Below are 22,902 nucleotides of genomic sequence, written 5' to 3' on the forward strand. Positions count from 1 at the left end.
CTCCTGGAGCGCAAGGGGTCAGTATTCACTGAACCCCGGCGCCGAGTGCCCCGCAAGCGGAGGCCGCTCGGGGGGATCGTCGAGAAACGCGATGGTCGGCACGTGGAAGAGGCAGCCCGTGACCGGGACGGAGAAATCGAGGATCCGGTCGTGCAGCGCCTCCTCGCGGCCGAGGAACATGTTGCGCAGCATCGACTCCGTGACCTCGGGCGTACGGGCGTATCCGATGAAGTAGGTGCCGAACTCGCCCTGCGCGATATTGCCGAAGGGCATGTTCTCGCGCACGATCTTGCGTTCGTTGCCGTGCTCGTCGGTGACGGTGTTGAGCGCCACGTGGGAGTCGGCGGGTTTCACCTCGTCGGGCAGTTCGATGTTGGCGAGTTTGGTGCGCCCGATGACCTTTTCCTGTTCCTCCGCGGGCAGGGCGTCCCACGCCTTCATGTTGTGCAGGTATTTCTGCACGATCACATAGCTGCCGCCGCGGAATTCCGCGTCCTCGTCGCCGATGAACACCGCGTCGTCGGCGATCTCGCCCTCGGGGTTCTCGCTGCCGTCCACGAAGCCGAGCAGATCGCGTTCGTCGAAGAACTTGAAGCCGTGCACCTCGTCCACCACGGTGGCCGCGCCGTCGAGCCGCCGCGCGAACAGCTGGGCCAGTTCGAAGCAGAGGTCCATACGGCGGGCGCGGACGTGGAAGAGGAGGTCGCCGGGGGTGCCCGGGGCGTGGTGGCGGGGGCCCCTCAACTCCCGGAAGGGGTGCAGGTCCCGGGGGCGCGGCCCGCTGAACAGCCGGTCCCAGGCGGCGGACCCGATGCCGACGACGCAGCTCAGCTCCTCGGGCGGGGCGCGGAAGGCGACCGAACGGCGCAGGCCGGACACGTCCTGCAACAGGTCCCGGACCGTGTCCTCGCCGCCCGGGTCGATGGTGACGACGAGGAACAGGGCGGCTCTGGCCGGCGGGACGACGACGGGCTGCGACTCGGGCACGGGTGCCTGCCTCCTCGTGCGGGGCGGGACCGGACCGTTCCAGGATGCCGCCACCCCGCTCGCTCGGCAGGTCGGACGGCGGGCCGGTCTCTAGCCTGGGGAGATGCACCACCGGGTGACCGAGGCCGACACCGCGCGGGCGATGGGCAGCGGTGAGGTGCCCGTGCTCGCCACGCCCCGGCTGATCGCCTGGCTGGAGGCGGCGACCGTGCGGGCCGCCGCGCCGTACACCGGGCCGGACGAGACCACCGTGGGGACCGCCGTCCGGGTGCGGCATCTGCGCGCGACCGGCGTGGGCGGCCGGGTCGAGGTCACCGCGCGGCCGCCGGCCGGCGGGTCCGGGCGGCGGCTCACCTTCGCCGTGCGGGCCGTCGACGCGGCGGGCCGGCTGGTCGCGGAGGGCGAGATCGAGCGGGCGGTCGTGGACCGGCGGCGGTTTCTCGAAGGGGACCTCTGAGCGGCCTCACACGGGGGTGTGGCCCTCGATGTAGGTGCGGACGGCCGCAGGGAGCGCGGCGCGGGCGGTCTCCTCGATCGGCGTCCAGTGGATCTGCTCGGAGGTGAGACGGGCGCCCTCCGACGGTTCCTCGCTGAGCAGTTGGCACACCACGGCATCGGTGCCGTCCAGCGGCGCGGAGCCGTCGACGAGGTAGCCGGTGAGTTCGTAGACGACGCGCGCGGCGGTGGCCTGCGCGGTCTCGGCCGGCTGCCCGGTGCCCGACGGCAGTTCCCCGCCGTCCGCCTGCCCCACCAGCAGCAGCCGCCCGTCGTAGACGACGACGGCCTGTACGACGTTCCCCATCTGCTCCCGCCCCCCTGATCGCCCGCCCGGCCGCGGTGCTCCGCCCGGTCGTTGCTCGCCTACCCGCGCCGCGGGGACGGCACACGGGTCAGGCCGGATCGGCCGGCCGGTACAGCACCGGCAGGTCCCCGGGCCGCACCCGGACCGTCACGGGCAGGGTGGCCTCCACCTCGCCGTCGGCGCCGTAGGGGACGGGACGGGTGGCCTCGATGCGCAGTTCCCTGGCGCGCAGGACGCGCACTTCGGGGCGGCGTACGTGGGCGCCGGTGCGCAGCTCGTTCATCAGGGTGAAGAACAGCCGGCGGGGCGCCTCCCGGATCATCACGACGTGCAGCAGACCGTCGTCCACCCGGGCGCCGGGGGCGATCTGCCGGCCGGAGCCGTAGTAGGGGGAGTTGGCGGCGACGACCGTGTAGCCGCGGTGGCGGTGTTCCGCGCCGTCGACGGTGACGCGGTAGTCGGCCGGCCGCCAGGTGGTGACGGCGCGCAGTCCGCCCGCGTAGTAGGAGGCGGACCCGCCCAGCAGCCGGGCGTGGTTGGCGTGCCGGTTGGCCAGCGCGTCGACCCCGGCGTAGACGCTGCCGAGGACCACGGTGCGCCGGTGGACGGCGGACTCCACCTCGATGGTGTCGACCGGGCGCGGCCGCGCGCGCAGCAGGATGTCGGCGAGCGCGGCGGGCTCGGACGGCAGGTCCAGGGCGCGGGCGAAGTCGTTGCCGCGCCCGGCCGGCACGATCCCGAAGACGGTTCCGGTGCCGCTCAGCGCCCCGCCGATGCCGCCGGTGATGCCGTCGCCGCCGACGGCGAGCACGATCCGGCCCTGCTCGCCGGCCCGGCGGGCGATGTCCTGGGCGTGGGCCAGGCTGTTGCTGTACTCGGTGTCGAGGCCCGCCCCGGCCTCCCGCAGCAGGCGGGCCACCTGGAGCAGCGTGGCCGCCGCGGTGGAACCGCCCGCGGTCGGGTTGACGACGGCGGTGAACTGGCGCATCGATGTGCCTCCGGGCAGGCGGTCGGGTCGGGTCAGTCGGTGGGCAGCAGGACGCCGGGGTTGAGCAGCCCGTCGGGGTCCAGGCGGCGTTTGACGGCGCGCAGTGCCTCGACGGCCAGCTCTCCGGCCTCCCTGACATACCAGTCGCGGTGGTCGGTGCCCACCCCGTGGTGGTGGGAGATGGTGCCGCCGGCGGCGAGCACGGCCTCGTTCGCCGCGTGCTTGGCGGGCGTCCAGTGGGCCACCGGGTCCTCGCCCTGGGCGCTGACGACGGTGAAGTAGAGCGAGGCGCCGTTCTCGTAGACGTGGGAGATGTGGCACATCACGAGCGGCGGGGTGCCGGCCCGGGTGAGGGTGTCGGTGAGCGCGGCGCGCACGGCGGCGTACAGCTCCGGGACGCGGGACCAGAAGGCGGCGGTCTCCAGGGTCTCGGCGAAGGCGCCGACGTCGAGGAGGGCGTCGCGCAGGTACGGCGCGGAGAAGCGGCCGTGGGCCCAGCGTTCGCCGGGTTCCGCGCCGAGCGGGGTGCCGCCCGCGGCGGTGAGGACGGCCGCCGCGCGTTCGCGGCGGTGCGCGGTCTCCTCGGGGGTGCCCTCGTAGCCGGTGACGGCGAGGCAGCCGGCGTCGCTCCGGCCGAGTGAGGTGCCGATCTCGTCGGGCGAGGCGAGGCCGATGAGGGTCTCGGTCTCGTCGGACAGGCGCAGCACGGTGGGCCGTGGTCCGTCCTGGGCGAGCCTGCGCAGCGCGGCGGCGCCCTCCTCGAAGGAGGCGAACCGCCACCCCTCGTAGATCCTGGCCTCGGGCAGCGGGCGGACGCGTACGGTCACGGAGGTGATGACGCCGAAGGCGCCCTCGGAGCCGAGGATCAGCTGGCGCAGGTCGGGGCCGGCGGCCGAACGGGGGGCGCGGCCGGTCTCCACCGTGCCCTCGGGGGTGGCGAGGGTGAGGCCGAGGACCATCTCGTCGAAGCGGCCGTAGCCGGCGGAGGCCTGGCCGCTGGAGCGGGCCGCGGCGAAGCCGCCGATGCTGGCCCACTCGAAGGACTGCGGGAAGTGACCGAGGGTGAAGCCCTGTTCGGCGAGGAGGGCCTCGGCCTCGGGGGCGCGCAGGCCCGGCTGGAGGACGGCGGTGCGCGAGACGGTGTCCAGGTCGAGCAGGCGGTTCATACGGCGCAGGTCGAGAGCGACGAACGCGCCGCGCTCGGGGGCGAGTCCGCCGACCACGGAGGTGCCGCCGCCGAAGGGGACGGCGGCCAGGCCGTGCGCGGCGCACGCGCGCAGCACGGCGAGGACCTCCTCGTGGGTGGCGGGCAGGACCACGGCCTGCGGGACGTCGGAGGTGTCGCCGGCGCGGATGCGCAGCAGGTCGGGGGTGGACTTGCCGCGGGTGTGCCGGATGCGGCTCTGGGGGTCGGTACGGACGTGGGCGGCGTCGCCGACGGCCTCGGCGAGCGCCGCGAGGGCGGCAGGGCCTGCCGTGGGGGCGGGCGGCTCGATGTCCTCCAGGGCGAGCGCGGGGGCGCTGCGCGGCTTGACGCCGAGCAGGTCGCGCAGCAGCCCGGTCACCGAGTTGGGCAGCGGTGCCGCCTTGGCCGGGTCGCCCCAGCCGTTCCACAGCATGTCCATTGAACGGTCGTCCTCACAAGGTCGGTGTGCTCGGTTCGGGCGGCGGCCGACGGGCCGTGCGCCGGGCGGCCGCCGCGGTCCACCGGTTCCGCCCGGCCCAGGGCGTTACACTGTTACACATGACGCCTATTCGTCACAACGGTGCCGACGGTTCCGGCACGGACAGCGACCCGGTGCTCGACGCGGTGCGCGACTGCGTGCTGGCCGTCGGGGTCCGCCGCACCACGCTCGCCGACGTCGCCCGCCGCGCCGGTGTCTCCCGGATGACCCTGTACCGGCGCTGGCCCGACCTGCGCACCCTGGTGGGCGATCTGATGACCCGTGAGTGGATCGCGGTGGCCACCCGGGCGATCCCCGCGCCCGCGCCCGGTGTCGACACGCGCACCCGGCTGGTGCGGGGGCTGGTGGCGGGCGTGGAGGCGTTCCGGGCGCACCCCCTCTTCCACAAGATCGTCGACGTCGATCCGGAGCTGCTGCTCCCTTATGTGCTCGACCGGCGCGGGGCGAGCCAGGAGGCGCTGCTGGCGCTGCTGGCCGAGGGCCTGCGCGAGGGCCACGCGGACGGTTCCGTGCGCCCCGGACACATCGAACGGCAGGCGCGCGCCCTGCTGTTGACCGTGCAGTCCTTCACCCTGTCCCTGCGCACGATGACCGACGAGGACGACCCGGAGCTGGACTCCGCCGCCTTCCTCGGCGAGCTGCGCACCCTCCTGGAGAGGATCCTGACGCCATGAGCCAGACCGAGGCGATACCCGGCTCGTCCCTCGACGCGGCCCGGCGCACCCGGGAGCTGGCCGAGGCCGCGGACGGCCGGACGGTGGACGTCCTGGTCGTCGGACTCGGCGCCACCGGAGCGGGCGCCGCCCTGGACGCGGCGGCGCGCGGGCTGGACGTCGTCGCGGTGGACGCCCACGACCTGGCCTTCGGCACCTCGCGCTGGAGCTCCAAGCTCATCCACGGCGGGCTGCGGTACCTGGCGTCCGCGCAGTTCGACGTGGCGCACGAGAGCGCGGTGGAGCGGGGGGTGCTGATGACCCGCACCGCCCCGCACCTGGTGGCGGCGCAGCCGTTCGTGCTGCCGCTGACGCCGATGGTGTCGACGGCCCAGGCGTCCATCGCCTGGGCCGGGTTGCGGGCCGGGGACATGCTGCGGCTGGCCGCGCGGACCCCGCGCCAGGTGCTGCCCGCGCCACGCCGGCTGTCGGCGACGGAGGCGCGGCACCTCGCGCCCTCGGTGCGGGCGTCCGGGCTGCGCGGCGGGCTGCTGTCCTGGGACGGACGGGTCACCGACGACGCCCGGCTGGTGACCGCGCTGGCCCGCACGGCCGCCGCGCACGGCGCGCGGGTGCTGACCCGGGTCCGGGTGCTGGAGCTGGCCGGCACGGGCGCCCGTGTCCGGGACGAACTCACCGGCGAGGAGGGGGAGATCAGGGCCCGCGCCGTGATCAACGCGGCCGGGGTGTGGGCCGGCGGCCTGGTCGACGGCATCCGGATCCGGCCCTCGCGCGGCACCCATCTGGTGCTGCGCTCGCGGCGGCTCGGCGAGTTGCCCGCCGGGCTGCACATCCCGATCCCCGGCGAGACCAACCGGTTCGTCCTGGTGCTGCCCCAGGGGGACGGCCGGGTCTACGTCGGCCTGACCGACGAACCCGTCGAGGGCGGCATCCCCGATGTGCCCGAGGTGCCGGAGACGGACATCGGCTTCCTGCTGGACGTGCTCGGCTCGGCCCTGGACACGCCCGTCGCCCGGGACGAGGTGGTCGGTGCCTTCGCCGGGTTGCGGCCCCTGCTGGACACCTCGACCGGCGGCGCACCCATCCGCACCTCCGACGTCTCGCGCCGGCACGCCGTGCTGACCTCGCCGGACGGGGTGACCACGGTGGTCGGCGGCAAGCTCACCACCTACCGCCGGATGGCGCAGGACGCCGTGGACGCCGCGGCCGGGGCCCGGGGGCTTGCCGTGCCCCCCTCCCGCACCGCCGCGCTGCCCCTGGTCGGGGCCGCCGCACCCGAACGGCTGCGCGCCCTCCCGGTGCCGCGCCGGCTGGTACGCCGCCACGGCACCGAGGCCGCCGCCGTCCACGCCCTCACCATCGACGACCCCGGCCTGGCCGGCCCGGTGCTGCCCGGCCACCCGGTCACCCGTGCCGAACTCCTGTGGGCGGTCCGCCACGAGGGCGCGCTGGACGAGTCCGACCTCCTGGACCGGCGCACCCGCATCGGCCTGGTGGACGAGGACCGCGAGGCGGCTCTGGCCGTCGCGCGGGAGGTGCTGGCCCAGGAGGCTCACAGCAGCCGCCGGATGTCCCCCCGCACCCGGTAGAACCCGCCCGCCGCGGGGTGCAGGGCGTCCACCACATAGCGCGCGCCGGCCTGGCGTATCGCGCGGGGGAACTGGACCTTCCAGGAGGAGTCGTAGCCGTCGGAGACCACGTGCACCCGCAGCCGGCCGGCCTCTTGGACGCACTCCACGACGACCGAGCCGGTGGGGGCCTGGGCCACGGTGGCGACCGCCTGCACGGCCGTGGCCGGGGCGTAGGTCGGCAGGGCGGCGGCGAGCTTGACGTCCCGCACCACCGGCACGCTGCCCTGCTGGGCCGCGCCGATGGCGGTCTCGCTCGCGTCCACGCACACCAGGGAGCCGTCCGTGGTCACCAGGTACAGCCGCCCGTCGTGGTACTGCATCGACAGGGCCGAGCCGCTGCCGGTGCCCAGCTTCCACAGCCGGGTGCCGTCCCGGTCGAAGCAGTAGACGGACGAGGCGGAGTCCCCGGCGAACACGAACCGGCCGCCCGGCGAGGTGGCGCAGGAGTACACCGCGCCGTCGCAGGCGTACGTCGCCTCGATCGCGCCGGTCTCCTTGGACAGCCGCTGGACCACCCGGTGCCCGGTGCCCGCGTACACCGCGTCGTCCTCCTGCCAGCCGAACAGCACCCCGCCGCGGGTGCGGGTGTGCCACAACTCGCCGCCGCCGTCGGGGCGGTAGGCGGTGACGCCCTGGTGGTGGCCGTGGTAGACGGCGCGGTCGTCGGCGCGCACCATCCAGGCGTGTTCGCCCTGGCTGCGGCGGGCCCACTGGTGTTCGTCCTCGTGGTCGATGACGGTGAGCCGGCCGGCGCGGTCCGAGACGTTCAGCACGCCCTCGTGGATGTCCAGCCAGAAGATGTCGACGTCGGCGGTGATGTCGTAGGCGGCGAAGGGAAGTTTGGAGGACAGGTCGTAGACCTTGCCGTCGTCGCAGCCCGCGTAGATCCAGAAGTCGTCGGCGACCAGGCACTTCACGCCGTCCGGCAGTCCGAAGCGGGCCAGCACGGCGCCCTCGTGGTCCAGCGTGTAGACGTCGCCCGCCTGGTTGCCCACCCAGCAGTGCTCGTCGTCCACATGGATGCCGAAGGCGGCCGAGCCGGTCCGGAAGCGCCACAGCACCGGCGCCACGGCCCGCGCGGTGGAGGGCGCCGAGGTGACCTGGCGCCGGGTCACCGCGCGCGGGGCCCGGCCGCCCGGGACCGCCGGGGCGTACCCCTTGCGGACCTTCTCCCCCACCTTCTTCGCGGCGGCGGCCCGCGCCTTCTCCGCGGTCGGGAACGAACTGGTCTGGGTCTGTCCGGCGGCGCCGATCCGGCCGTACCGCACCGTCACCACCAGGCCGTCGACGGTCACCTCGTAGAACTTGTGGGCGCCCCCGCCCTCCTGGGACAGCTCCAGATACGTCGTCTCCCCGGTGGACACCGCGGACATGGCACACCCCTCCCCGCAACGGGCCCGCGGCCGTCCCGGCGGGCCCTCTCACTGATCACACCGTAGGCGGGGGCACTGACAATCGACCGCGCGGCGAGGGCGCCCGGCGCTCAGCCGGCCATCAGCTCCGTGAACCGGCGGGTGTCGATGTTGCCGCCCGAGGCGATGACGCCGACGCGGGGCGGGAGGTCCTCGACCCGGCCGGACAGCAGGGCGGCCAGGGGGGTGGCGCCGCTGGGTTCCAGCACGATCTTCAGCCGTTCGAAGGCGAAGCGCATGGCGTCGACGATCTCCGCGTCACCGACCAGGGCGATGGAGTCGACCAGGCGCCGGTTGACGGTGAACGTCAGCTCGCCGGGGACGGCCACGGCCTGGCCGTCGGCGACGGTGCGGGGCACGGGGACGCTCACCCGGGCGCCGCTCTCCAGCGACCGCTTGGTGTCGTCGCTGCCCTCCGGCTCCACCCCGATCACCCGGATGTCCTGGTGCAGCGCCTTGGCGGTGACGGCGCTGCCGGCGATCAGTCCGCCACCGCCGACGGGCACCAGCAGGGCATCCAACGGCCCTGTCTCCTCCAGGAGTTCGAGGGCGGCGGTGCCCTGGCCGGCGATGACGGCCGGGTGGTCGTAGGGCGGGATCAGGGTCAGCCCGCGGTCCTCGGCGAGCGCCTCGCCGAGCGCGACGCGGTCCTGGGTGTAGCGGTCGTAGGTGACGATCTCCGCGCCGTACCCGGCCGTGGCCTCCATCTTGGAGCGAGGGGCGTCCTCGGGCATCAGGATGACGGCGGTGGTGCCCAGTTCGCGGGCGGCCAGCGCGGTGGCCTGGGCGTGGTTCCCGGAGGAGTACGCGGCGACGCCCTTGGCCAGCTCCCCGGGCGTGAGCGAGGCGATGGCGTTGTAGGCGCCGCGGATCTTGAAGGCGCCGATGCGCTGGAGGTTCTCGCACTTGACGAACACCTCGGCGCCCACCCGCTCGTTGAGGGTGCGCGAGGTGAGGACGGGGGTGCGGTGGGCGAAGCCTTCGAGGCGTGCGGCGGCGGCGCGGACGTCGGCGAGGGTGACGGGCAGGTCGGCGGCGGGCATGGTGAAGTCCTCTTTCTGTACCGGGCGTTCGTCGGTGTCTGCTGCGGCGTGCGGGGTCGGCCGGCCTGGTCTCAGGCGGGATCCGCGGGCGGTTTCGCGTAGTTGTAGACGGTCGCCCGGGACACGCCGAGGAGGTCGGCGATGGTCCGGGCGGCGTCCCGGGACTCGAAGCAGCCGTCCCGGTACAGCCGCTGGACGAGCGCCTTCTTGTCCGCGCGGCTCAGCGACCGGGGCGGGCACCCCCGTTCGGCGGCCAACTCTTCGACGGTACGGCGCAGTTCACGCGCCCTGCGGTCGCGCAGCGTCTCCGGGGGCCGGTCCCCGTGCCCGGTGTCGGTGGCCACGAGGTTGGCCAGGGTGAGCGCCACGGGCGAGAGGACGGAGACGTCGAGGTTCAGGCAGAGCGCCGCGACGTACCGGCCCTCGGCGTTCTTGATGCCGATGGACGTGCTCTTCGCCGGGCGGCCGTCGGGGAACCGGTTGGGGTAGTTCTGGACGACGCCGGGGTAGGCGGGGTCGGCGATCCGGGCCAGGCCCAGTTCCGTGGCCGGATCGCCGACCCGGCGGCCGGACAGGTTGTTCTCGATGGCCCGGATCGAGTGGTCGGGGTCCCGCAGGTCGTGCAGGACCACCTCGCACAGGCCCGGGAACATCCGCCCCAGGGCGACGGCGATCTTCTCGGCCTCCCGGACGAGGTGTTCGTCCGCCGCCCCACCGTCCACCGGCCCTCCCCCTGGCCTTAAAATCCACTTCTGGACAATGAGGCTAAGCACTGGAACGGCCGCTGTCCAGGGCCGACTTCGGGCCCGGGGTCTCAGCGGTCCTTGGCGAGGGCCACCAGTTCGGCGAACAGGCCACCGCCGTGCACGAGTTCGTCGTAGTGCCCCTCCTCGACGACGCGGCCGTGCCGCATCACGACGATCCGGTCGGCGAGACGGGTGTTCTCCAGTTGGTGGGTGACCACGATGGTCATGCGCCGGGCGGCGATGCGTTTGATCTCCAGGAAGATGCGGTGCTCGCCGCGCGGGTCCATCTGCGAGGTGGGTTCGTCCAGGATGAGCAGGGGCGTACGGCGGTACAGGGCGCGGGCGCAGGCGAGGCGCTGCCACTGGCCGCCGGAGAGTTCGACACCGCCGTAGACCTCCCGCGCGAGCAGGGTGTCGAGCCCCTGCGGCAGCCCCTCGATCGCCTCGCGCATGCTGACGGCGTCCACCGCCTCCCACACCAGGGCGTCGTCGTGGCCGCGCGGCTGGCCGAGGGTGATGTTCTCCCGGGTGCGCAGCGGCCAGCAGGCGAAGTCCTGCGGCACGAGCGCGGTGCGGGACCAGACGGAGTCGGGCCGGGCCCCGGCGAGGTCCGTGCCGTCCCACAGGACGCGGCCCTTGTCCGGCAGCAGGATGCCGGTGACGAGCCGGGTCAGGGTGGACTTGCCGGAGCCGTTCTCGCCGACGATCGCGACGATCTCGCCGCGGCGCAGGGTGAGCGAGATGCCGTCCACGGCGGGGTCCTCCCGGCCGGGGTAGCGGTACACGACCTCGTCGAGGCGGATCTCCTCCACCTGCTCGGGGATCGTCGACTCGCCGCGCTTCGGGGCGCGTTCGGCCGCCATGTCGAGGAAGGAGCGCATGTCGGCGAGGTAGAGGGAGGTGTGGAACAGCGCGGCCCCGTTCTGCACGAACTGGGTCAGCGCGCCGAGCGTGGCCTGGACGGCGACGACGGCGGTGGCGGCGACCGGCAGGGCCACGCGCCCGGTCATCGCGAGCCAGGCGAGGGCGGCCCAGGTGAGCAGCAGGAACGCCCCGCCGAGCGCGGAGGTCGCGAGGACGATGCGGAGCATCCGGGGCGCGGCGCGCATGATGCGCTGGTCGATCCGCTCGGACAGCGCGCGGTACCAGTAGACGAGGTAGCCGGTCATGCCGTTGGCGCGGACCTCGTCGCCGTGCCGGGAGTAGGCGGCCCACCAGCGCATCATGCCGCGCACGTTGCGGTCGGCCAGGTTGAGGTAGTGCGTCTCGTAGTCGACGCGGGCCGAGAGCACGGCGCCGAGCCCGGCGGGCAGCACCGCGAGCAGCAACAGCGGGAGCATCAGCCAGTGCAGTGCGGTGATGACCCCGCCGGCGGCGATCATCCGGACCAGGGCGGCCATGAACCGCTGAGCGTCCTTGACCATCGTCGTGGTGCGGGTGACGCCGACCTCCGCGGCCTCCTGCCGGTCGGCGAACCCGTCCTCGCCGTGCGCGGCGGCCTCCACCCGGCAGACGGCGGAGACGAGCGCCACGTCGGCCTCGGTGACCAGCCGGGGGGTAATCCGGTCGTCGGCGTAGGAGGCCACGGCGGAGCTGATCCGGCCGGTGGCCGCCGCCGCGGTGACCACGACGAGGGCGGGCAGCGCCCCGTGCAGACGTTCGGGCACCGGGCCGGCGCCGAGGATGTGGGTCATGGCCCGCGAGGTGGCGGTCAGCACGACGGCGGCGGCGGCGCCGGTGACCGCCTGGCACAGGAGCAGCAGCACGACGCCGGCCCGGTCCACCGCCCAGGCCATGCGCGCGGTCCGACCGAGCACCGAGGGCAGTCGACCGCACATGGCGCGGAACCCGGCCTCTTCCAGCGGGTTCTTGCCGAAGGCCCCTTCGTAGCCGATGGCGGCCGGCGGTGGCGGTGGCGGCGCCGGGGAGCTGTCTGTCGAAGCGTCGGTCACGGTCACCCTCGTTCCTCCTCGAAGTCGGCACCGCACCCGGATGGTCCGGCGGTGTCAGATTCAACGAGGAGGCGGACGATTCGAACGCGCTCGATTCCGGACGAAGAGCCGGCCCCTGATCCCGGGGACTTCGAACGCGCGGCCGCAGCGGCGCAAGGCCGCCCGCGCGGGCGGGGGTGGCCGAAACGCCGGTGCTCGATACGGGTGTGACCGATGGGGTTCGCGGGGGCTCAGAGCGCCAGTTGCGGATAGAGCGCGGCCAGGTCGCCGGACAGGCCCGCCTTGACGCTGCGGGTGAGGTCGTCCGCCAGGACCTCGTGGGCACCGGCCTCGACGCCGTCGAGGGCGAGCGCGGCGACGTCCTGGGCGTCGGACTTGGGCGCGTCGATGCCCGAGGTCATGTCCGTGTCGATGTAGCCGACGTGCAGCCCCGTGACCTCGATGCCCCGTGGCCGCAGCTCCAGGCGCAGGGAGTTGGTCTGGGACCACAGGGCCGCCTTGGTGGCGCTGTAGGAGCCGGCGATGCCGAGCCAGGACAGCACCGAGTGGACGTTGAGGAGGTGCCCGCCGCCGTTGCGCTCGATCACCGGCACCAGGGCGCGGGTGACCAGCAGCGGTCCGTAGAAGTTGGTCTCGAACTCCCGGCGCACGTCGTCCAGCGGAGCGTCCAGGAGGGAGTGCGCGCCCAGCGAGATGCCGGCGTTGTTGATCAGGACGGTGACGTCCGGGGTCCGCGCGGCCACGGCCGCCACCGACGCGGGATCGGTGACCTCCAGGGCGAGCGGAACGGCGTCGGGATGGGTCACCGCGCGGGGGTCGCGGGCCGTCGCGTACACCTTGGCGGCGCCGCGTTCGTACAGCTCCTCCACCAGCGCCTTGCCGAGGCCTCTGCTGCCACCGGTGACGAGTACGACGGAGTCCTTGATCGTGGTCATGATGTCTCTCCCCATTCGGAAACCGATCGGTTTCCACCACCGTAAACCGATCGGTTTCCGAGGCGCAAGCGTGTCCGTACATCGAGTTCGGAATTCCGACCTTTCAGGTCGATGGCAGAAGACTGCCGACCCGCGCATCGATCGGGATCGGGGCGGGGAACGACCCGAGCGCATGGATTCACTGTTCCCCGCCCCGGGTCGACCCGCCACCGGCGCCGACAGGTCGGCGGTGCGGCGGGGGGCCGGTCTGGGGCGCTGCGGGGCACGAGGGCGCGCCGCAGCGGTCGAAGATCTCGTTCAGACCTTCCGTCGCCGCCCGCGCCGGGGCCATCGGAGACGGACCGACCGGGTGACACGGGGGCCGTCACCACGTACACGTTCATACGGCCCGGGGTAATCACCGACGCGGGGGCCGAACCACCACCCGCGGGCCCGGCGAACGCGCCCGGTTTCCCGCCGCCCCGGTACGGGCCCGCCCCCTCCCCCATCCGCATGGTGGGCCCCCCGCGATGGTGCGACATTGGGGGGAGACTGTCCGACGAGGGGTCATCCTGGAGGGCCGATGGGGCGAGACGTCCCGGCGCTCGTGTTCACCCGCGAGGACCGCCGACGGTACCGGATCAAGATGCAGGAGTGCCTGGACGCGTTCGCGAAGATGTTGCGGGAGGAACGGTTCGAGTCCGAGCGTCCGCAGGTCGGTCTGGAGATCGAACTGAATCTGGTGGACGAGGACGCCGAGCCGGCCATGCGCAACAGTGCCGTGCTGGACGCGATCTCCGACCCCGCCTGGGCCACCGAGCTGGGCCGGTTCAACCTGGAGATCAACGTGCCGCCGCGGCGGCTGACGGCGGGCGGCCCGGACGCCTGGGAGTCGGAGATCCGGGCCGCGCTGGACCACGCCGACGAGCGGGCCCGCTCGGTCGGCGCCCGGCTGATCACGGTCGGCATCCTGCCCACCCTGGAACAGAAGGACATCGGCGAGGAGACCCTGTCGGAGAACCCCCGCTACCGGCTGCTCAACGACCAGGTGTTCGCCGCCCGCGGCGAGGACCTGCGCATCGAGGTGGACGGCGTCGACCGGCTGCGCACCTACGCGGACAGCATCACCCCGGAGGCCGCCTGCACCAGCACCCAGTTCCACCTCCAGGTCTCCCCCGACGAGTTCGCCGGCTACTGGAACGCCGCGCAGGCCATCGCCGGCATCCAGGTGGCGCTCGCGGCGAACTCGCCCTTCCTGTTCGGCAAGGAGCTGTGGCACGAGACCCGCATCCCGCTGTTCGAGCAGGCCACGGACACCCGCCCGCAGGAGATCAAGGTGCAGGGCGTACGGCCCCGGGTGTGGTTCGGGGAGCGGTGGATCAACAGCGTCTTCGACCTGTTCGAGGAGAACCTGCGCTACTTCCCGGCCCTGCTCCCCCTGTGCGACGAGCAGGACCCGGCGGAGACCCTGGACCGCGGTGACGTGCCCGAACTCGGCGAACTCACCCTGCACAACGGCACCATCTACCGCTGGAACCGGCCCGTCTACGCCGTCTCCCACGACCGTCCGCACATCCGCGTGGAGAACCGGGTGCTGCCCGCCGGGCCGACCGTCGCCGACACCCTCGCCAACGGCGCCTTCTACTACGGGCTCACCCGGGCGCTGGTGGAGGAGGACCGTCCGGTGTGGTCGCGGATGTCCTTCCAGGCCGCCGAGGACAATCTGCACACCGCCGCCCGGCACGGCATCGACGCGCTGCTGTACTGGCCGGGGGTGGGCGAGGTGACCGTCCCCGAACTGGTGCTGCGCCGGCTGCTGCCGCTCGCCCATCGCGGCCTCGAACTCTCCGGGATGGACGAGGCGTGGCGGGAGCCGCTGCTCGGGATCATCGAGCAGCGCTGTGTGGCGGGCCGCAACGGGGCCGTGTGGCAGAAGGAGATGTTCCACCACATCGTGGACAGCACGCACGCCGGCCGGCACGAGGCGCTGCGCCGGATGACCCAGCTGTACATCGACTACATGCACCTCAACGCCCCGGTGCACACCTGGCCCGTCGACTGAGCACCGGCGCCCCGGGGCGGTCAGGCCAGGACGAGCACCAGCGGGACTCCCCGGCACGGCACCAGCCGCATCTCCTGGTGCGTCCCGGTCCGCGCGCCGCCGAGCAGCAGTTCCGCGAAGTCGGGTCCCCGGGTGAGGGATCCGGCCAGATGCGCGGGATCCGCGGAGGCGGCCACCCGGCCGCGGGCGTTCACCAGATGGGCGGGACGCGCGAGCTGCCGCAGCAGCGGGAGCACGGCTGCCTCGAAGTGCCGCAGATACACGTCCGCGGCGGCCACTCCGGCGAACTCGCCCTGGAGATGGACCGGTTCGGAGAGGGTGAGGCTGTACTCGGCGGAGCAGAGGTAGTCCACGTAGGGTCCGGCCACGGCCCGCCGCCCGGTGTCGCGGGGCAGCGCGAACCAGTCCCAGTGGGTGTAGTCGGAGTACGCCGAGCGGCCGGGGTCGAGGTCGGGCAGCAGGGGCCGTATGCCGCCGTCGGCACCGCGCTGCCACCACTCCAGCCAGGCGGGCACGCCGGCGAGCAGTCCGGGGGCCGCGACGAAGCCGGCCCCGGAGACCAGTTCCCCCTCGGTGAGGTGCCGGTGCAGGGCGGGGCGGAGGGCCGCGAGGTCGGCGGCGGCCGGCCGGCGGCCCTGCGCGATCGCCCGGGTGAGCAGGGCGGCCGTGTCGGCGCGGATCGCGGCGACCGCCTCGAAGACGGCCTCCAGCGCACCGCCCACCCGCTCGGCCACCCACAGCGCCGTATCCGTGCCGGGGGCGGCGAGCCCGGGGCTGACGCCCATGGTGTCCTCCAGCGGACGGTGACCGGACGCGGCGCGGTCAGAGGGTGAGGCGTACCGCGACGAGCCGCGCCGTCGACTCCCTGACGCACCGCTCGGCCAGCGGACCGGCCGTTTCGTGGGCCCCATCCTGCACGGAGCGCAGCAGTCGGCGCTGCCGGTCCGCAACTTCTTCACGATATGCGGGGTCGGCCAGGACCAGGCAGAGCAGTGCGCCCACCTCGCCCTGGAGCGCGACCTGTTCACGGGTGAGGCGCGCGGACTGGGCGGCGGCGGCGAGTTCGACGTGGAAGCGGCCGTACAGGCGGCTGCGGGCGGACGCGTCCACGGCTTGGTCCAACGCTTCGGCCGTGCGCCGCAGTTGGCGCAGGTCCTCGGGTTCGGTGCGCTGCGCGGCGAGCCGTGCGGCGGCTCCGGACAGGGCGGCCCAGTGGTCGCCGAGGTCGCGCAGTTCCTCGGTGCTCCAGCCGCGCAGCCGGGTCCGGAGCCGGTCCTCGGCGGGGGTGTCGGGCAGCGAGACGAAGCTGCCCCCGCCGCGGCCCCGGCGGGTGATGACCAGGCCCTGCTGGCGCAGCGCCATGAGCGCCTCCCGCAGGGTGACGGTGGAGACGCCGAGCCGGCCCGCGAGTTCGGTCTCGCCCGGCAGCTGTTCGCCGTCGGCGAGGAGGCCCAGTTCTATCGCGTCGCCGAGCCGGCGGACGACCGTGTCCACGCGGGCCCGGGTGTCCACCGGACTGAAGACGGCACTGCGGGCACCGCCGTCCGCCTGGTCCTGCCTCACGGTCATCACCTCGTGCGTTGACTCAAGCTTTACCCCAACGGGCTCTTGAGTTGAGAACTATGACTTCATATGTTTGCCGTCAACGTACAGGGCGCCAGAAAGGTTCCCCCATGGAGGGAATTGCGATCCGGCTACAGGACCTGCGCAAGTCGTTCGGCGGGACGACCGCCGTGGCGGGGGTCGATCTGGAGATCCGGGACGGCGAGTTCTTCTCGATGCTCGGCCCGTCCGGCTCCGGGAAGACCACGGTGCTGCGGCTCGTCGCCGGGTTCGAGACGCCCGACGCGGGCCGGATCGAGCTGGCCGGGCAGGAGGTCACCGGGCTCGCCCCGTTCGAGCGGGACGTGCACACCGTCTTCCAGGACTACGCGCTGTTCCCGCACATGACGGTCGAGCAGAACGTGGCGTACGCGCTGAAGATCCGCAAGGTGCCGAAGGCCCGACGCCTGGCCCGGGCCCGGGAGGCGCTCGCCGAGGTGCGGCTGGAGGGCTACGGCGGGCGGCGGCCCGCCCAGCTGTCCGGCGGGCAGCGGCAGCGCGTCGCGCTCGCCCGCGCCCTCGTCGGCCGCCCCCGGGTCCTGCTGCTCGACGAGCCGCTCGGTGCCCTCGACCTCAAGCTGCGCGAGCAGATGCAGGTCGAACTCAAGGCGATCCAGCGGGAGGTGGGGATCACCTTCGTGTTCGTCACCCACGACCAGCAGGAGGCGCTGACGATGAGCGACCGGATCGCCGTCTTCGAGCAGGGCCGCATCGCCCAGGTCGGCACGCCCGCGGAGATCTACGAACGCCCGGCCACCCCCTTCGTCGCCTCGTTCGTCGGCACCTCCAACCTGCTGGACGGCGAGGTGGCCCACCGGATCGCCGGCGCCCCGGGCACCTACAACATCCGCCCGGAGAAGATCCGTGTCCTGAAGGAGTCCGCGGAGACGGACGAACCGGAGCACACCACCGTCACCGGTACGGTCGCCGATGCCGTCTACCTCGGCGACGCCACCCGCTTCCTGGTCGACCTCGACGGCGGCGGCCGGCTCACCGCGATGCAGCAGAACCTGGAGACCTCCGCCGAGGACGTCGCCGCCTACCGGGGCAGCCGGGTCCGCCTCCAGTGGCACCGCCGCCACGCCGTCCGCCTGCCCTCCTGACCCCCACCTCTTGGAGAAACGCCGTGCGTCTCACCCGAACCCTGCGCACCGCCGCCTGTGTCGGCGCCGCGCTGCTGCTCGCCGCCGCCTGCGACTCCTCCGGCTCGACGTCCTCCACCGGCCTGAACCCGCCCGATCTGAAGGCGCCCACGAAACTCGGCAGGACGGAGGGGCAGGTCGATCTGATCGCCTGGGCCGGCTATGTCGAGGACGGCTCCGACGACCCCAAGGTGAACTGGGTCGGCGACTTCGAGAAGCAGACGGGCTGCCAGGTCCACTCCAAGGTCGCCGCCAGCTCGGACGAGATGGTCAAGCTGATGAAGACCGGCGACTACGACGCCGTCTCCGCCTCCGGTGACGCCTCGCTGCGCCTGATCGCCTCCGGTGACGCGGCCCCCGTCAACACCGATCTGGTGCCCAACTACAAGGACGTCTTCAGCGGACTGAAGAACGGTGCCTGGAACTCCGTCGACGGGAAGATGTACGGCATCCCGCACGGCCGGGGCGCCAACCTGCTGATGTACAACACGCAGAAGGTACGGCCCGCGCCCACCTCCTGGTCGGCGGTCTTCGACCGGGCATCGGCGTACAAGGGCCATGTCACGGCGTACGACTCGCCGATCTACATCGCCGACGCGGCCCTGTATCTGAAGGCCACCCGGCCGGAGCTGAAGATCGAGAACCCGTACGCGCTGGACCAGAAGCAGTTCGACGCGGCCGTGGCGCTGCTGAAGCGGCAGAACGCCGACATCGGCGAGTACTGGGGCGACTACCTCAAGGAGGTCTCGGCCTTCAAGAGCGGTGACTCGGTCGTCGGCACCACCTGGCAGGTGATCGCCAACCTCGCCGCCTCCGAGGGCGCCAAGGTCAAGGCGCTGGTGCCGAAGGAGGGTTCGACCGGCTGGTCGGACACCTGGATGGTCTCCAGCAAGGCCAAGCACCCCAACTGCGCCTACAAATGGCTGAACTGGATCGTCTCGCCCAAGGTCAACGCCGAGGTCGCCGAGTACTTCGGGGAGGCGCCCGCCAACTCCAAGGCGTGCGCGCAGACCAAGGACCGCAACTTCTGCTCGGTCTACCACGCGGCCGACGAGAACTACTGGAAGCGGATCGCCTTCTGGAACACGCCCATCGAGCAGTGCCTGGACGGCCGTACCGACGTGAAGTGCGTGCCCTACGCGAAGTGGGTGCAGGCCTGGACCGAGATCAAGGGCTGAGCCGTGGCCGGTGAAGCGACGAGCGCCGCCCGGCCGGGCACCGTCCGCCGGCTCGCCGGGGCGCTGCACCGCCGGCCCCGGCTGCGGCTGGCCCTGCTGCTCACCGCGCCGCTGCTGTGGCTGGCCGTGCTCTACCTCGGCTCGCTGGCGGTGCTGTTCGCCTCCGCCTTCTGGACCACCGACTCCTTCACCTCGCAGGTGGTGAAGGTCTGGTCGACGGACAACTTCGACCAGTTGGTGACGGTGCCGGTGTTCCGCGAGGTGATCGCGCGCAGCGTGGGCGTGGCGCTCGCGGTGACCGTGCTGTGCGCGCTGATCGCCTTCCCGGTCGCCTTCTACACCGCGCGCGTGGCCCCGCCGCGCCGGCGTCCGCTGCTGGTGGTGGCCATCCTCACCCCGCTGTGGGCGAGTTACCTGGTCAAGGTGTACGCCTGGCGGCTCATACTGTCCCAGGGCGGGCTCGCCGACTGGCTGCTCGCGCCGTTCGGACTGAGCGGCCCCGGGTTCGGGCTGCCGGCCACGGTGCTCACCCTGACGTACCTGTGGCTGCCGTACATGATCCTGCCGATCCACACCGCGCTGGAACAGCTGCCGGCGCAGCTGCTCGACGCGTCGGCGGACCTCGGGGCCCGCGCGGGGCGCACCTTCCGCTCGGTGGTGCTGCCGATGGTGCTGCCGTCGGTGGCCGCGGGTTCGGTGTTCACCTTCTCGCTGAGCCTCGGCGACTACATCACCGTGCAGATCGTCGGCGGCAAGACGCAGCTGATCGGCAATCTCGTGTACTCCAACATCGAGTTGAACCTGCCGATGGCCGCCGCGCTCGGCACGGTCCCGGTGGTGGTGATCGTCGTCTATCTGCTGGCGATCCGCCGTACGGGCGCCCTGAACAGTCTGTGACCGGTCCCCGGAGAGGATGAGACGTTGCATCTTGGCCGCAGTGCCCGCATCGCCCTGCGCATCGGCGCCGGGATCGGATTCGCGGTGATCTACGTCCCGTTGCTGCTGGTCCTCGTCAACTCCCTGAACCCGGACCGCAGCGCGAGCTGGCCGCCGCCGGGGCTGACCGGGCGCTGGTGGGCGGCGGCCGTGCACGACACCGGTGCCCGGCACGCCCTGTGGGTGTCGGTGAAGGCGGGGCTCGGGGCCACGGCGATCGCACTCGCCCTCGGCACGCTGATCGCGTTCGCCGTGGCCCGGCACCGCTTCTTCGGGCGTGGCACGGTGTCGTTCATCGTGGTGCTGCCGATCGCGCTGCCCGGCATCGTCACCGGGATCGCCCTCAACTCGGCCTTCGGTACGGTGCTCCGGCCGCTCGGCGTGGGGCTCGGGCTGTTCACGGTGATCGTCGGGCATGCCACGTTCTGCGTCGTCGTGGTGTTCAACAACGTGGTGGCGCGGCTGCGGCGGACGACGGCGTCGTACGAGGAGGCGGCGATGGACCTCGGCGCGAACACGTTCCGGGCCTTCCTGGACGTCACCTTCCCGCTGGTGCGTTCGGCGTTGCTCGCGGGCGCGCTGCTCTCCTTCGCGCTCTCCTTCGACGAGGTCGTGGTCACCACCTTCACCGCGGGGCCCGGCATCGAGACGCTGCCCATCTGGATCTTCGGCAACATGACACGGCCTCAGCAGGCACCGGTGGTCAACGTGGTGGCCGCCGTCCTGGTGCTGGTGTCGGTGGTGCCGATCTATCTCGCCCAGCGGCTGTCCGCGGACACGGCGACCTCCAGCCGGGTGTGAGCCGGGCCCGGACACGCGCGGGCGAGGGCCGGTCCGGGCGTGCCGGGCGGGTTGGTGCGACCCTGCGGCCCATGACCAACCCTCCCAGCGTGAACAGCTATGTCGACCGGGTCACCGCGGGTCCCGGCGGGGCGATGACGGACGAGATCGGCGTCATCACCGGTGATCTCACCGTGGCGACGATCCTGCGGTCCGACGGCCGCAGTGCGCGCGTCGCCGTCCAGCACTTCGGCGGCGACACCTGGTACACCCTGACCGGCAGTCCGGCCCCCGTGCCCGCGGGGCAACTGGCCGCCTATCACCGGGACCTGCTGGGCCGCATTCGCCGGGGCGGCGGCACCCGCGCGACCTGACAAGACGTCAATACCGGGCGCGCGGACATTGGTTGACTGATTCACGACAAGGCAAAAAGGCGGCTCCCGTACCTTGACCGGAGTTTGGTCCAGACCAATCATGGCCTAGACCAATAGCCCCGGCCGGGCCCTACCGTGCGACACCCCCGCCCGATCGACTGTCGTTCGCTATCCGGGAGTACCCGATGACACGTCCGAGATCCGTACGCGCCCTGCTCACCGGCGTGGCCACCCTGGCCGCGTCGGCGGGCCTGGCCCTGGGGCTCGGGGGCACCGCGCAAGCGGCGACTCCGCTGCCCGCGCACGTCTTCGCGCCCTACTTCGAGGCCTACAACGGCGACAGCCCCGCCGCCCTCGCCCAGTCCTCCGGCGTCAAGTACCTGACCATGGCCTTCCTCCAGACGGAGAAGAAGGGCTCCTGCACCCCGTACTGGAACGGTGACACCAGCACCCCCGTCACCTCCTCCGTCTTCGGCTCCGACTTCACCACCATCCGCTCGCGCGGCGGCGACGTGATCCCCTCGCTCGGCGGGTACGCGGCCGACAACGGCGGCACGGAGATCGCCGACAGCTGCACCAGCGTCGACTCCATCGCCGCCGCCTACGAGAAGATCATCACCACCTACGACGTCTCCCGCCTGGACATGGACGTCGAGGACAACTCGCTGACCAACCAGGCCGGCATCGACCGCCGCAACCAGGCGATCAAGAAGGTGCAGGACTGGGCCGCCGCCAACGGGCGCTCGGTGCAGTTCTCCTACACCCTGCCGACCACGACGAGCGGCCTCGCCGACAACGGGCTCGCCGTGCTGCGCAGCGCCAAGAACGCGGGCGCCAAGGTCGACGTCGTCAACCTCATGACGTTCGACTACTACGACGGTGCCACCCACCACATGGCCACCGACACCCAGACGGCCGCGACCGGGCTGCACAACCAGCTGGCCTCGCTCTACCCGAACCTCTCGGACAGCCAGCTGTGGAACATGATCGGCGTCACCGAGATGCCCGGCATCGACGACTACGGGCCGGCCGAGACCTTCACCACCGACGACGCCCCCGCGGTGTACAACTGGGCCGTGTCCAAGGGCCTGAACACCCTCTCCTTCTGGGCCCTCCAGCGTGACAACGGCGGCTGCCCCGGCACCGGCGGCTCCGACAGGTGCTCCGGCATCAGCCAGGACACCTGGTACTTCTCGCACACCTTCGCGCCGTTCTCGGGCGGTACGACCACCCCGCCGGCCAACGACTTCTCGGTCTCCCTCTCCCCCGCCACCGCCTCGGTCGACCCCGGTGGTTCCACCACGGCGTCCGTGAAGACCTCGGTGACCTCGGGCAGCGCCCAGTCCGTCGCCCTGGCGGTCAGCGGCGCGCCGAGCGGCGTCACGGCGACCCTCAGCCCGACCTCGGTCACCGCCGGCTCCGGCGCCACGCTCACCGTGAAGACGGCCGCCTCCACCGCGCCGGGCAGCTACCAGCTGACCGTCACCGGCACGGCGGGCTCGACCAAGCACAGCTCCACCTTCAACCTGACCGTGAACGGGACCGGCGGCGGCACCCCCACGGCCCTGGCCAACGGTGACTTCGAAAGCGGCTCGCTGACGCCCTGGACCTGCGACAGCGGGGCCTCCGTGGTCTCCTCCCCGGTGCACGGCGGCAGCCACGCCCTGAAGACCGACCCGACCTCCTCGGCGACCGGCCAGTGCGCCCAGACCCTCACCCTCAAGCCGAACACGTCGTACACGCTGCAGGGCTGGGTGCAGGGCTCGTACGCCTACCTCGGCGTGAGCGGCGGCGCGACGGCCAGCACCTGGACCTCGTCCTCGTCCTGGCAGAAGCTGTCGGTGCCGTTCACCACCGGCTCCTCCGGCACGGTCACCGTGTACGTGCACGGCTGGTACGGCCAGGGCACCGTCTACGCCGACGACCTCGCCCTCTCCTGACCCGTTCCCGCGGCCGAGCCCACCCGGTGTGACCGAACCGGGTGGGCTCGGTCG

21 protein-coding genes are annotated in these 22,902 nt (G+C 72.7%); 10 read left to right on the top strand and 11 right to left on the bottom strand.

What is annotated here, in order from left to right; translation table 11 throughout:
- Positions 1–18 precede the first annotated feature (18 nt).
- On the bottom strand, positions 19–987 hold the full coding sequence (locus ACSP97_RS02265; RefSeq protein ID WP_440556194.1) for a Dyp-type peroxidase: 969 nt from the start codon (positions 985–987) through the stop codon (positions 19–21).
- 103 nt (positions 988–1,090) lie between these two features.
- Between ACSP97_RS02265 and ACSP97_RS02270 the strand changes: the two genes are divergently transcribed.
- Complete coding sequence (locus ACSP97_RS02270; protein WP_355152246.1) at positions 1,091–1,444, top strand: thioesterase family protein; 354 nt, start codon at positions 1,091–1,093, stop codon at positions 1,442–1,444.
- A gap of 6 nt (positions 1,445–1,450) precedes the next feature.
- On the opposite strand, the gene ACSP97_RS02275 is transcribed toward ACSP97_RS02270, so the two are convergent.
- The 3 genes from ACSP97_RS02275 to ACSP97_RS02285 form a co-directional block, all read right to left on the bottom strand.
- The gene (locus ACSP97_RS02275) at positions 1,451–1,789 is read right to left on the bottom strand and encodes an NUDIX hydrolase (protein WP_355329733.1); all 339 of its coding nucleotides are present in this window, start codon (positions 1,787–1,789) and stop codon (positions 1,451–1,453) included.
- Positions 1,790–1,877: 88 nt separating this feature from the next.
- Positions 1,878–2,777 (bottom strand): YegS/Rv2252/BmrU family lipid kinase, encoded by a 900-nt coding sequence (locus ACSP97_RS02280; RefSeq protein ID WP_440556195.1) that lies wholly within the window; start codon positions 2,775–2,777, stop codon positions 1,878–1,880.
- Positions 2,778–2,809: 32 nt separating this feature from the next.
- Positions 2,810–4,402 carry an FAD-binding oxidoreductase gene (locus tag ACSP97_RS02285; RefSeq protein WP_440556196.1) on the bottom strand — a complete coding sequence of 531 codons (1,593 nt, stop codon included), beginning with the start codon at positions 4,400–4,402 and terminating at the stop codon, positions 2,810–2,812.
- A gap of 119 nt (positions 4,403–4,521) precedes the next feature.
- Between ACSP97_RS02285 and ACSP97_RS02290 the strand changes: the two genes are divergently transcribed.
- Together ACSP97_RS02290 and ACSP97_RS02295 are read left to right on the top strand one after the other, a co-directional pair.
- Complete coding sequence (locus ACSP97_RS02290; RefSeq protein ID WP_355329728.1) at positions 4,522–5,136, top strand: TetR/AcrR family transcriptional regulator; 615 nt, start codon at positions 4,522–4,524, stop codon at positions 5,134–5,136.
- Entirely contained in the window at positions 5,133–6,725 is a 1,593-nt protein-coding gene (locus ACSP97_RS02295; RefSeq protein WP_440556197.1) for a glycerol-3-phosphate dehydrogenase/oxidase, read from the top strand. The genes ACSP97_RS02290 and ACSP97_RS02295 overlap by 4 nt, the downstream gene beginning before the upstream one ends.
- Here the strand turns inward: ACSP97_RS02295 and ACSP97_RS02300 are convergent.
- The 5 genes from ACSP97_RS02300 to ACSP97_RS02320 all read right to left on the bottom strand — a co-directional run bounded on the left by ACSP97_RS02300 (position 6,689) and on the right by ACSP97_RS02320 (position 12,855).
- Positions 6,689–8,140: a WGR domain-containing protein gene (locus tag ACSP97_RS02300; RefSeq protein ID WP_355329724.1), complete on the bottom strand. Its 1,452-nt coding sequence runs from the start codon at positions 8,138–8,140 to the stop codon at positions 6,689–6,691. The two genes, ACSP97_RS02295 and ACSP97_RS02300, sit on opposite strands and share 37 nt — an antisense overlap.
- A 110-nt stretch (positions 8,141–8,250) precedes the next feature.
- Positions 8,251–9,222 carry a pyridoxal-phosphate dependent enzyme gene (locus tag ACSP97_RS02305; protein ID WP_355329721.1) on the bottom strand — a complete coding sequence of 324 codons (972 nt, stop codon included), beginning with the start codon at positions 9,220–9,222 and terminating at the stop codon, positions 8,251–8,253.
- Positions 9,223–9,293: 71 nt separating this feature from the next.
- Positions 9,294–9,944 carry a helix-turn-helix transcriptional regulator gene (locus ACSP97_RS02310; RefSeq protein ID WP_355152238.1) on the bottom strand — a complete coding sequence of 217 codons (651 nt, stop codon included), beginning with the start codon at positions 9,942–9,944 and terminating at the stop codon, positions 9,294–9,296.
- 92 nt (positions 9,945–10,036) lie between these two features.
- A complete protein-coding gene (locus ACSP97_RS02315) occupies positions 10,037–11,920 on the bottom strand; it encodes an ABC transporter ATP-binding protein (protein WP_440556198.1) in 1,884 nt (627 codons plus the stop codon).
- Between the two features lie 230 nt (positions 11,921–12,150).
- Positions 12,151–12,855: an SDR family oxidoreductase gene (locus ACSP97_RS02320; protein ID WP_388289845.1), complete on the bottom strand. Its 705-nt coding sequence runs from the start codon at positions 12,853–12,855 to the stop codon at positions 12,151–12,153.
- A gap of 562 nt (positions 12,856–13,417) precedes the next feature.
- On the opposite strand from ACSP97_RS02320, the gene ACSP97_RS02325 reads away from it, so the two are divergent.
- Positions 13,418–14,896, top strand: coding sequence for a glutamate--cysteine ligase (locus ACSP97_RS02325; protein ID WP_355152235.1), 1,479 nt, complete (start codon positions 13,418–13,420; stop codon positions 14,894–14,896).
- A 20-nt stretch (positions 14,897–14,916) separates the two neighbouring features.
- On the opposite strand, the gene ACSP97_RS02330 is transcribed toward ACSP97_RS02325, so the two are convergent.
- Positions 14,917–15,681, bottom strand: coding sequence for a cache domain-containing protein (locus ACSP97_RS02330; RefSeq protein WP_358273072.1), 765 nt, complete (start codon positions 15,679–15,681; stop codon positions 14,917–14,919).
- Positions 15,682–15,718: 37 nt separating this feature from the next.
- Entirely contained in the window at positions 15,719–16,459 is a 741-nt protein-coding gene (locus ACSP97_RS02335) for a FadR/GntR family transcriptional regulator (protein WP_355329712.1), read from the bottom strand.
- A gap of 110 nt (positions 16,460–16,569) precedes the next feature.
- Between ACSP97_RS02335 and ACSP97_RS02340 the strand changes: the two genes are divergently transcribed.
- The 6 genes from ACSP97_RS02340 to ACSP97_RS02365 all read left to right on the top strand — a co-directional run bounded on the left by ACSP97_RS02340 (position 16,570) and on the right by ACSP97_RS02365 (position 22,848).
- Positions 16,570–17,601, top strand: coding sequence for an ABC transporter ATP-binding protein (locus ACSP97_RS02340; RefSeq protein ID WP_440556199.1), 1,032 nt, complete (start codon positions 16,570–16,572; stop codon positions 17,599–17,601).
- Between the two features lie 23 nt (positions 17,602–17,624).
- Positions 17,625–18,818 (top strand): ABC transporter substrate-binding protein, encoded by a 1,194-nt coding sequence (locus ACSP97_RS02345; protein WP_355152231.1) that lies wholly within the window; start codon positions 17,625–17,627, stop codon positions 18,816–18,818.
- A 3-nt stretch (positions 18,819–18,821) separates the two neighbouring features.
- The gene (locus tag ACSP97_RS02350) at positions 18,822–19,715 is read left to right on the top strand and encodes an ABC transporter permease (RefSeq protein WP_440556200.1); all 894 of its coding nucleotides are present in this window, start codon (positions 18,822–18,824) and stop codon (positions 19,713–19,715) included.
- A 24-nt stretch (positions 19,716–19,739) separates the two neighbouring features.
- Positions 19,740–20,555: an ABC transporter permease gene (locus ACSP97_RS02355; RefSeq protein WP_382012385.1), complete on the top strand. Its 816-nt coding sequence runs from the start codon at positions 19,740–19,742 to the stop codon at positions 20,553–20,555.
- Positions 20,556–20,626: 71 nt separating this feature from the next.
- On the top strand, positions 20,627–20,908 hold the full coding sequence (locus ACSP97_RS02360; protein WP_070024955.1) for a hypothetical protein: 282 nt from the start codon (positions 20,627–20,629) through the stop codon (positions 20,906–20,908).
- Positions 20,909–21,093: 185 nt separating this feature from the next.
- Positions 21,094–22,848 carry a carbohydrate binding domain-containing protein gene (locus ACSP97_RS02365; protein ID WP_355152228.1) on the top strand — a complete coding sequence of 585 codons (1,755 nt, stop codon included), beginning with the start codon at positions 21,094–21,096 and terminating at the stop codon, positions 22,846–22,848.
- Positions 22,849–22,902 lie beyond the last annotated feature (54 nt).

Source organism: Streptomyces sp. SCPE 10 (genome assembly GCF_051980735.1).
Taxonomy (GTDB): Bacteria; Actinomycetota; Actinomycetes; order Streptomycetales; family Streptomycetaceae; genus Streptomyces; species Streptomyces misionensis.

Coding starts and splice junctions, on each gene's coding strand:
- ACSP97_RS02280 (WP_440556195.1), bottom strand. CDS start 2,777: ATGCGCCAGTTCACCGCCGTCGTCAACCCGACCGCGGGCGGTTCCACC.
- ACSP97_RS02270 (WP_355152246.1), top strand. CDS start 1,091: ATGCACCACCGGGTGACCGAGGCCGACACCGCGCGGGCGATGGGCAGC.
- ACSP97_RS02360 (WP_070024955.1), top strand. CDS start 20,627: ATGACCAACCCTCCCAGCGTGAACAGCTATGTCGACCGGGTCACCGCG.
- ACSP97_RS02330 (WP_358273072.1), bottom strand. CDS start 15,681: ATGGGCGTCAGCCCCGGGCTCGCCGCCCCCGGCACGGATACGGCGCTG.
- ACSP97_RS02320 (WP_388289845.1), bottom strand. CDS start 12,855: ATGACCACGATCAAGGACTCCGTCGTACTCGTCACCGGTGGCAGCAGA.
- ACSP97_RS02295 (WP_440556197.1), top strand. CDS start 5,133: ATGAGCCAGACCGAGGCGATACCCGGCTCGTCCCTCGACGCGGCCCGG.
- ACSP97_RS02365 (WP_355152228.1), top strand. CDS start 21,094: ATGACACGTCCGAGATCCGTACGCGCCCTGCTCACCGGCGTGGCCACC.
- ACSP97_RS02290 (WP_355329728.1), top strand. CDS start 4,522: ATGACGCCTATTCGTCACAACGGTGCCGACGGTTCCGGCACGGACAGC.
- ACSP97_RS02285 (WP_440556196.1), bottom strand. CDS start 4,402: ATGGACATGCTGTGGAACGGCTGGGGCGACCCGGCCAAGGCGGCACCG.
- ACSP97_RS02305 (WP_355329721.1), bottom strand. CDS start 9,222: ATGCCCGCCGCCGACCTGCCCGTCACCCTCGCCGACGTCCGCGCCGCC.
- ACSP97_RS02325 (WP_355152235.1), top strand. CDS start 13,418: ATGGGGCGAGACGTCCCGGCGCTCGTGTTCACCCGCGAGGACCGCCGA.
- ACSP97_RS02275 (WP_355329733.1), bottom strand. CDS start 1,789: ATGGGGAACGTCGTACAGGCCGTCGTCGTCTACGACGGGCGGCTGCTG.
- ACSP97_RS02300 (WP_355329724.1), bottom strand. CDS start 8,140: ATGTCCGCGGTGTCCACCGGGGAGACGACGTATCTGGAGCTGTCCCAG.
- ACSP97_RS02340 (WP_440556199.1), top strand. CDS start 16,570: ATGGAGGGAATTGCGATCCGGCTACAGGACCTGCGCAAGTCGTTCGGC.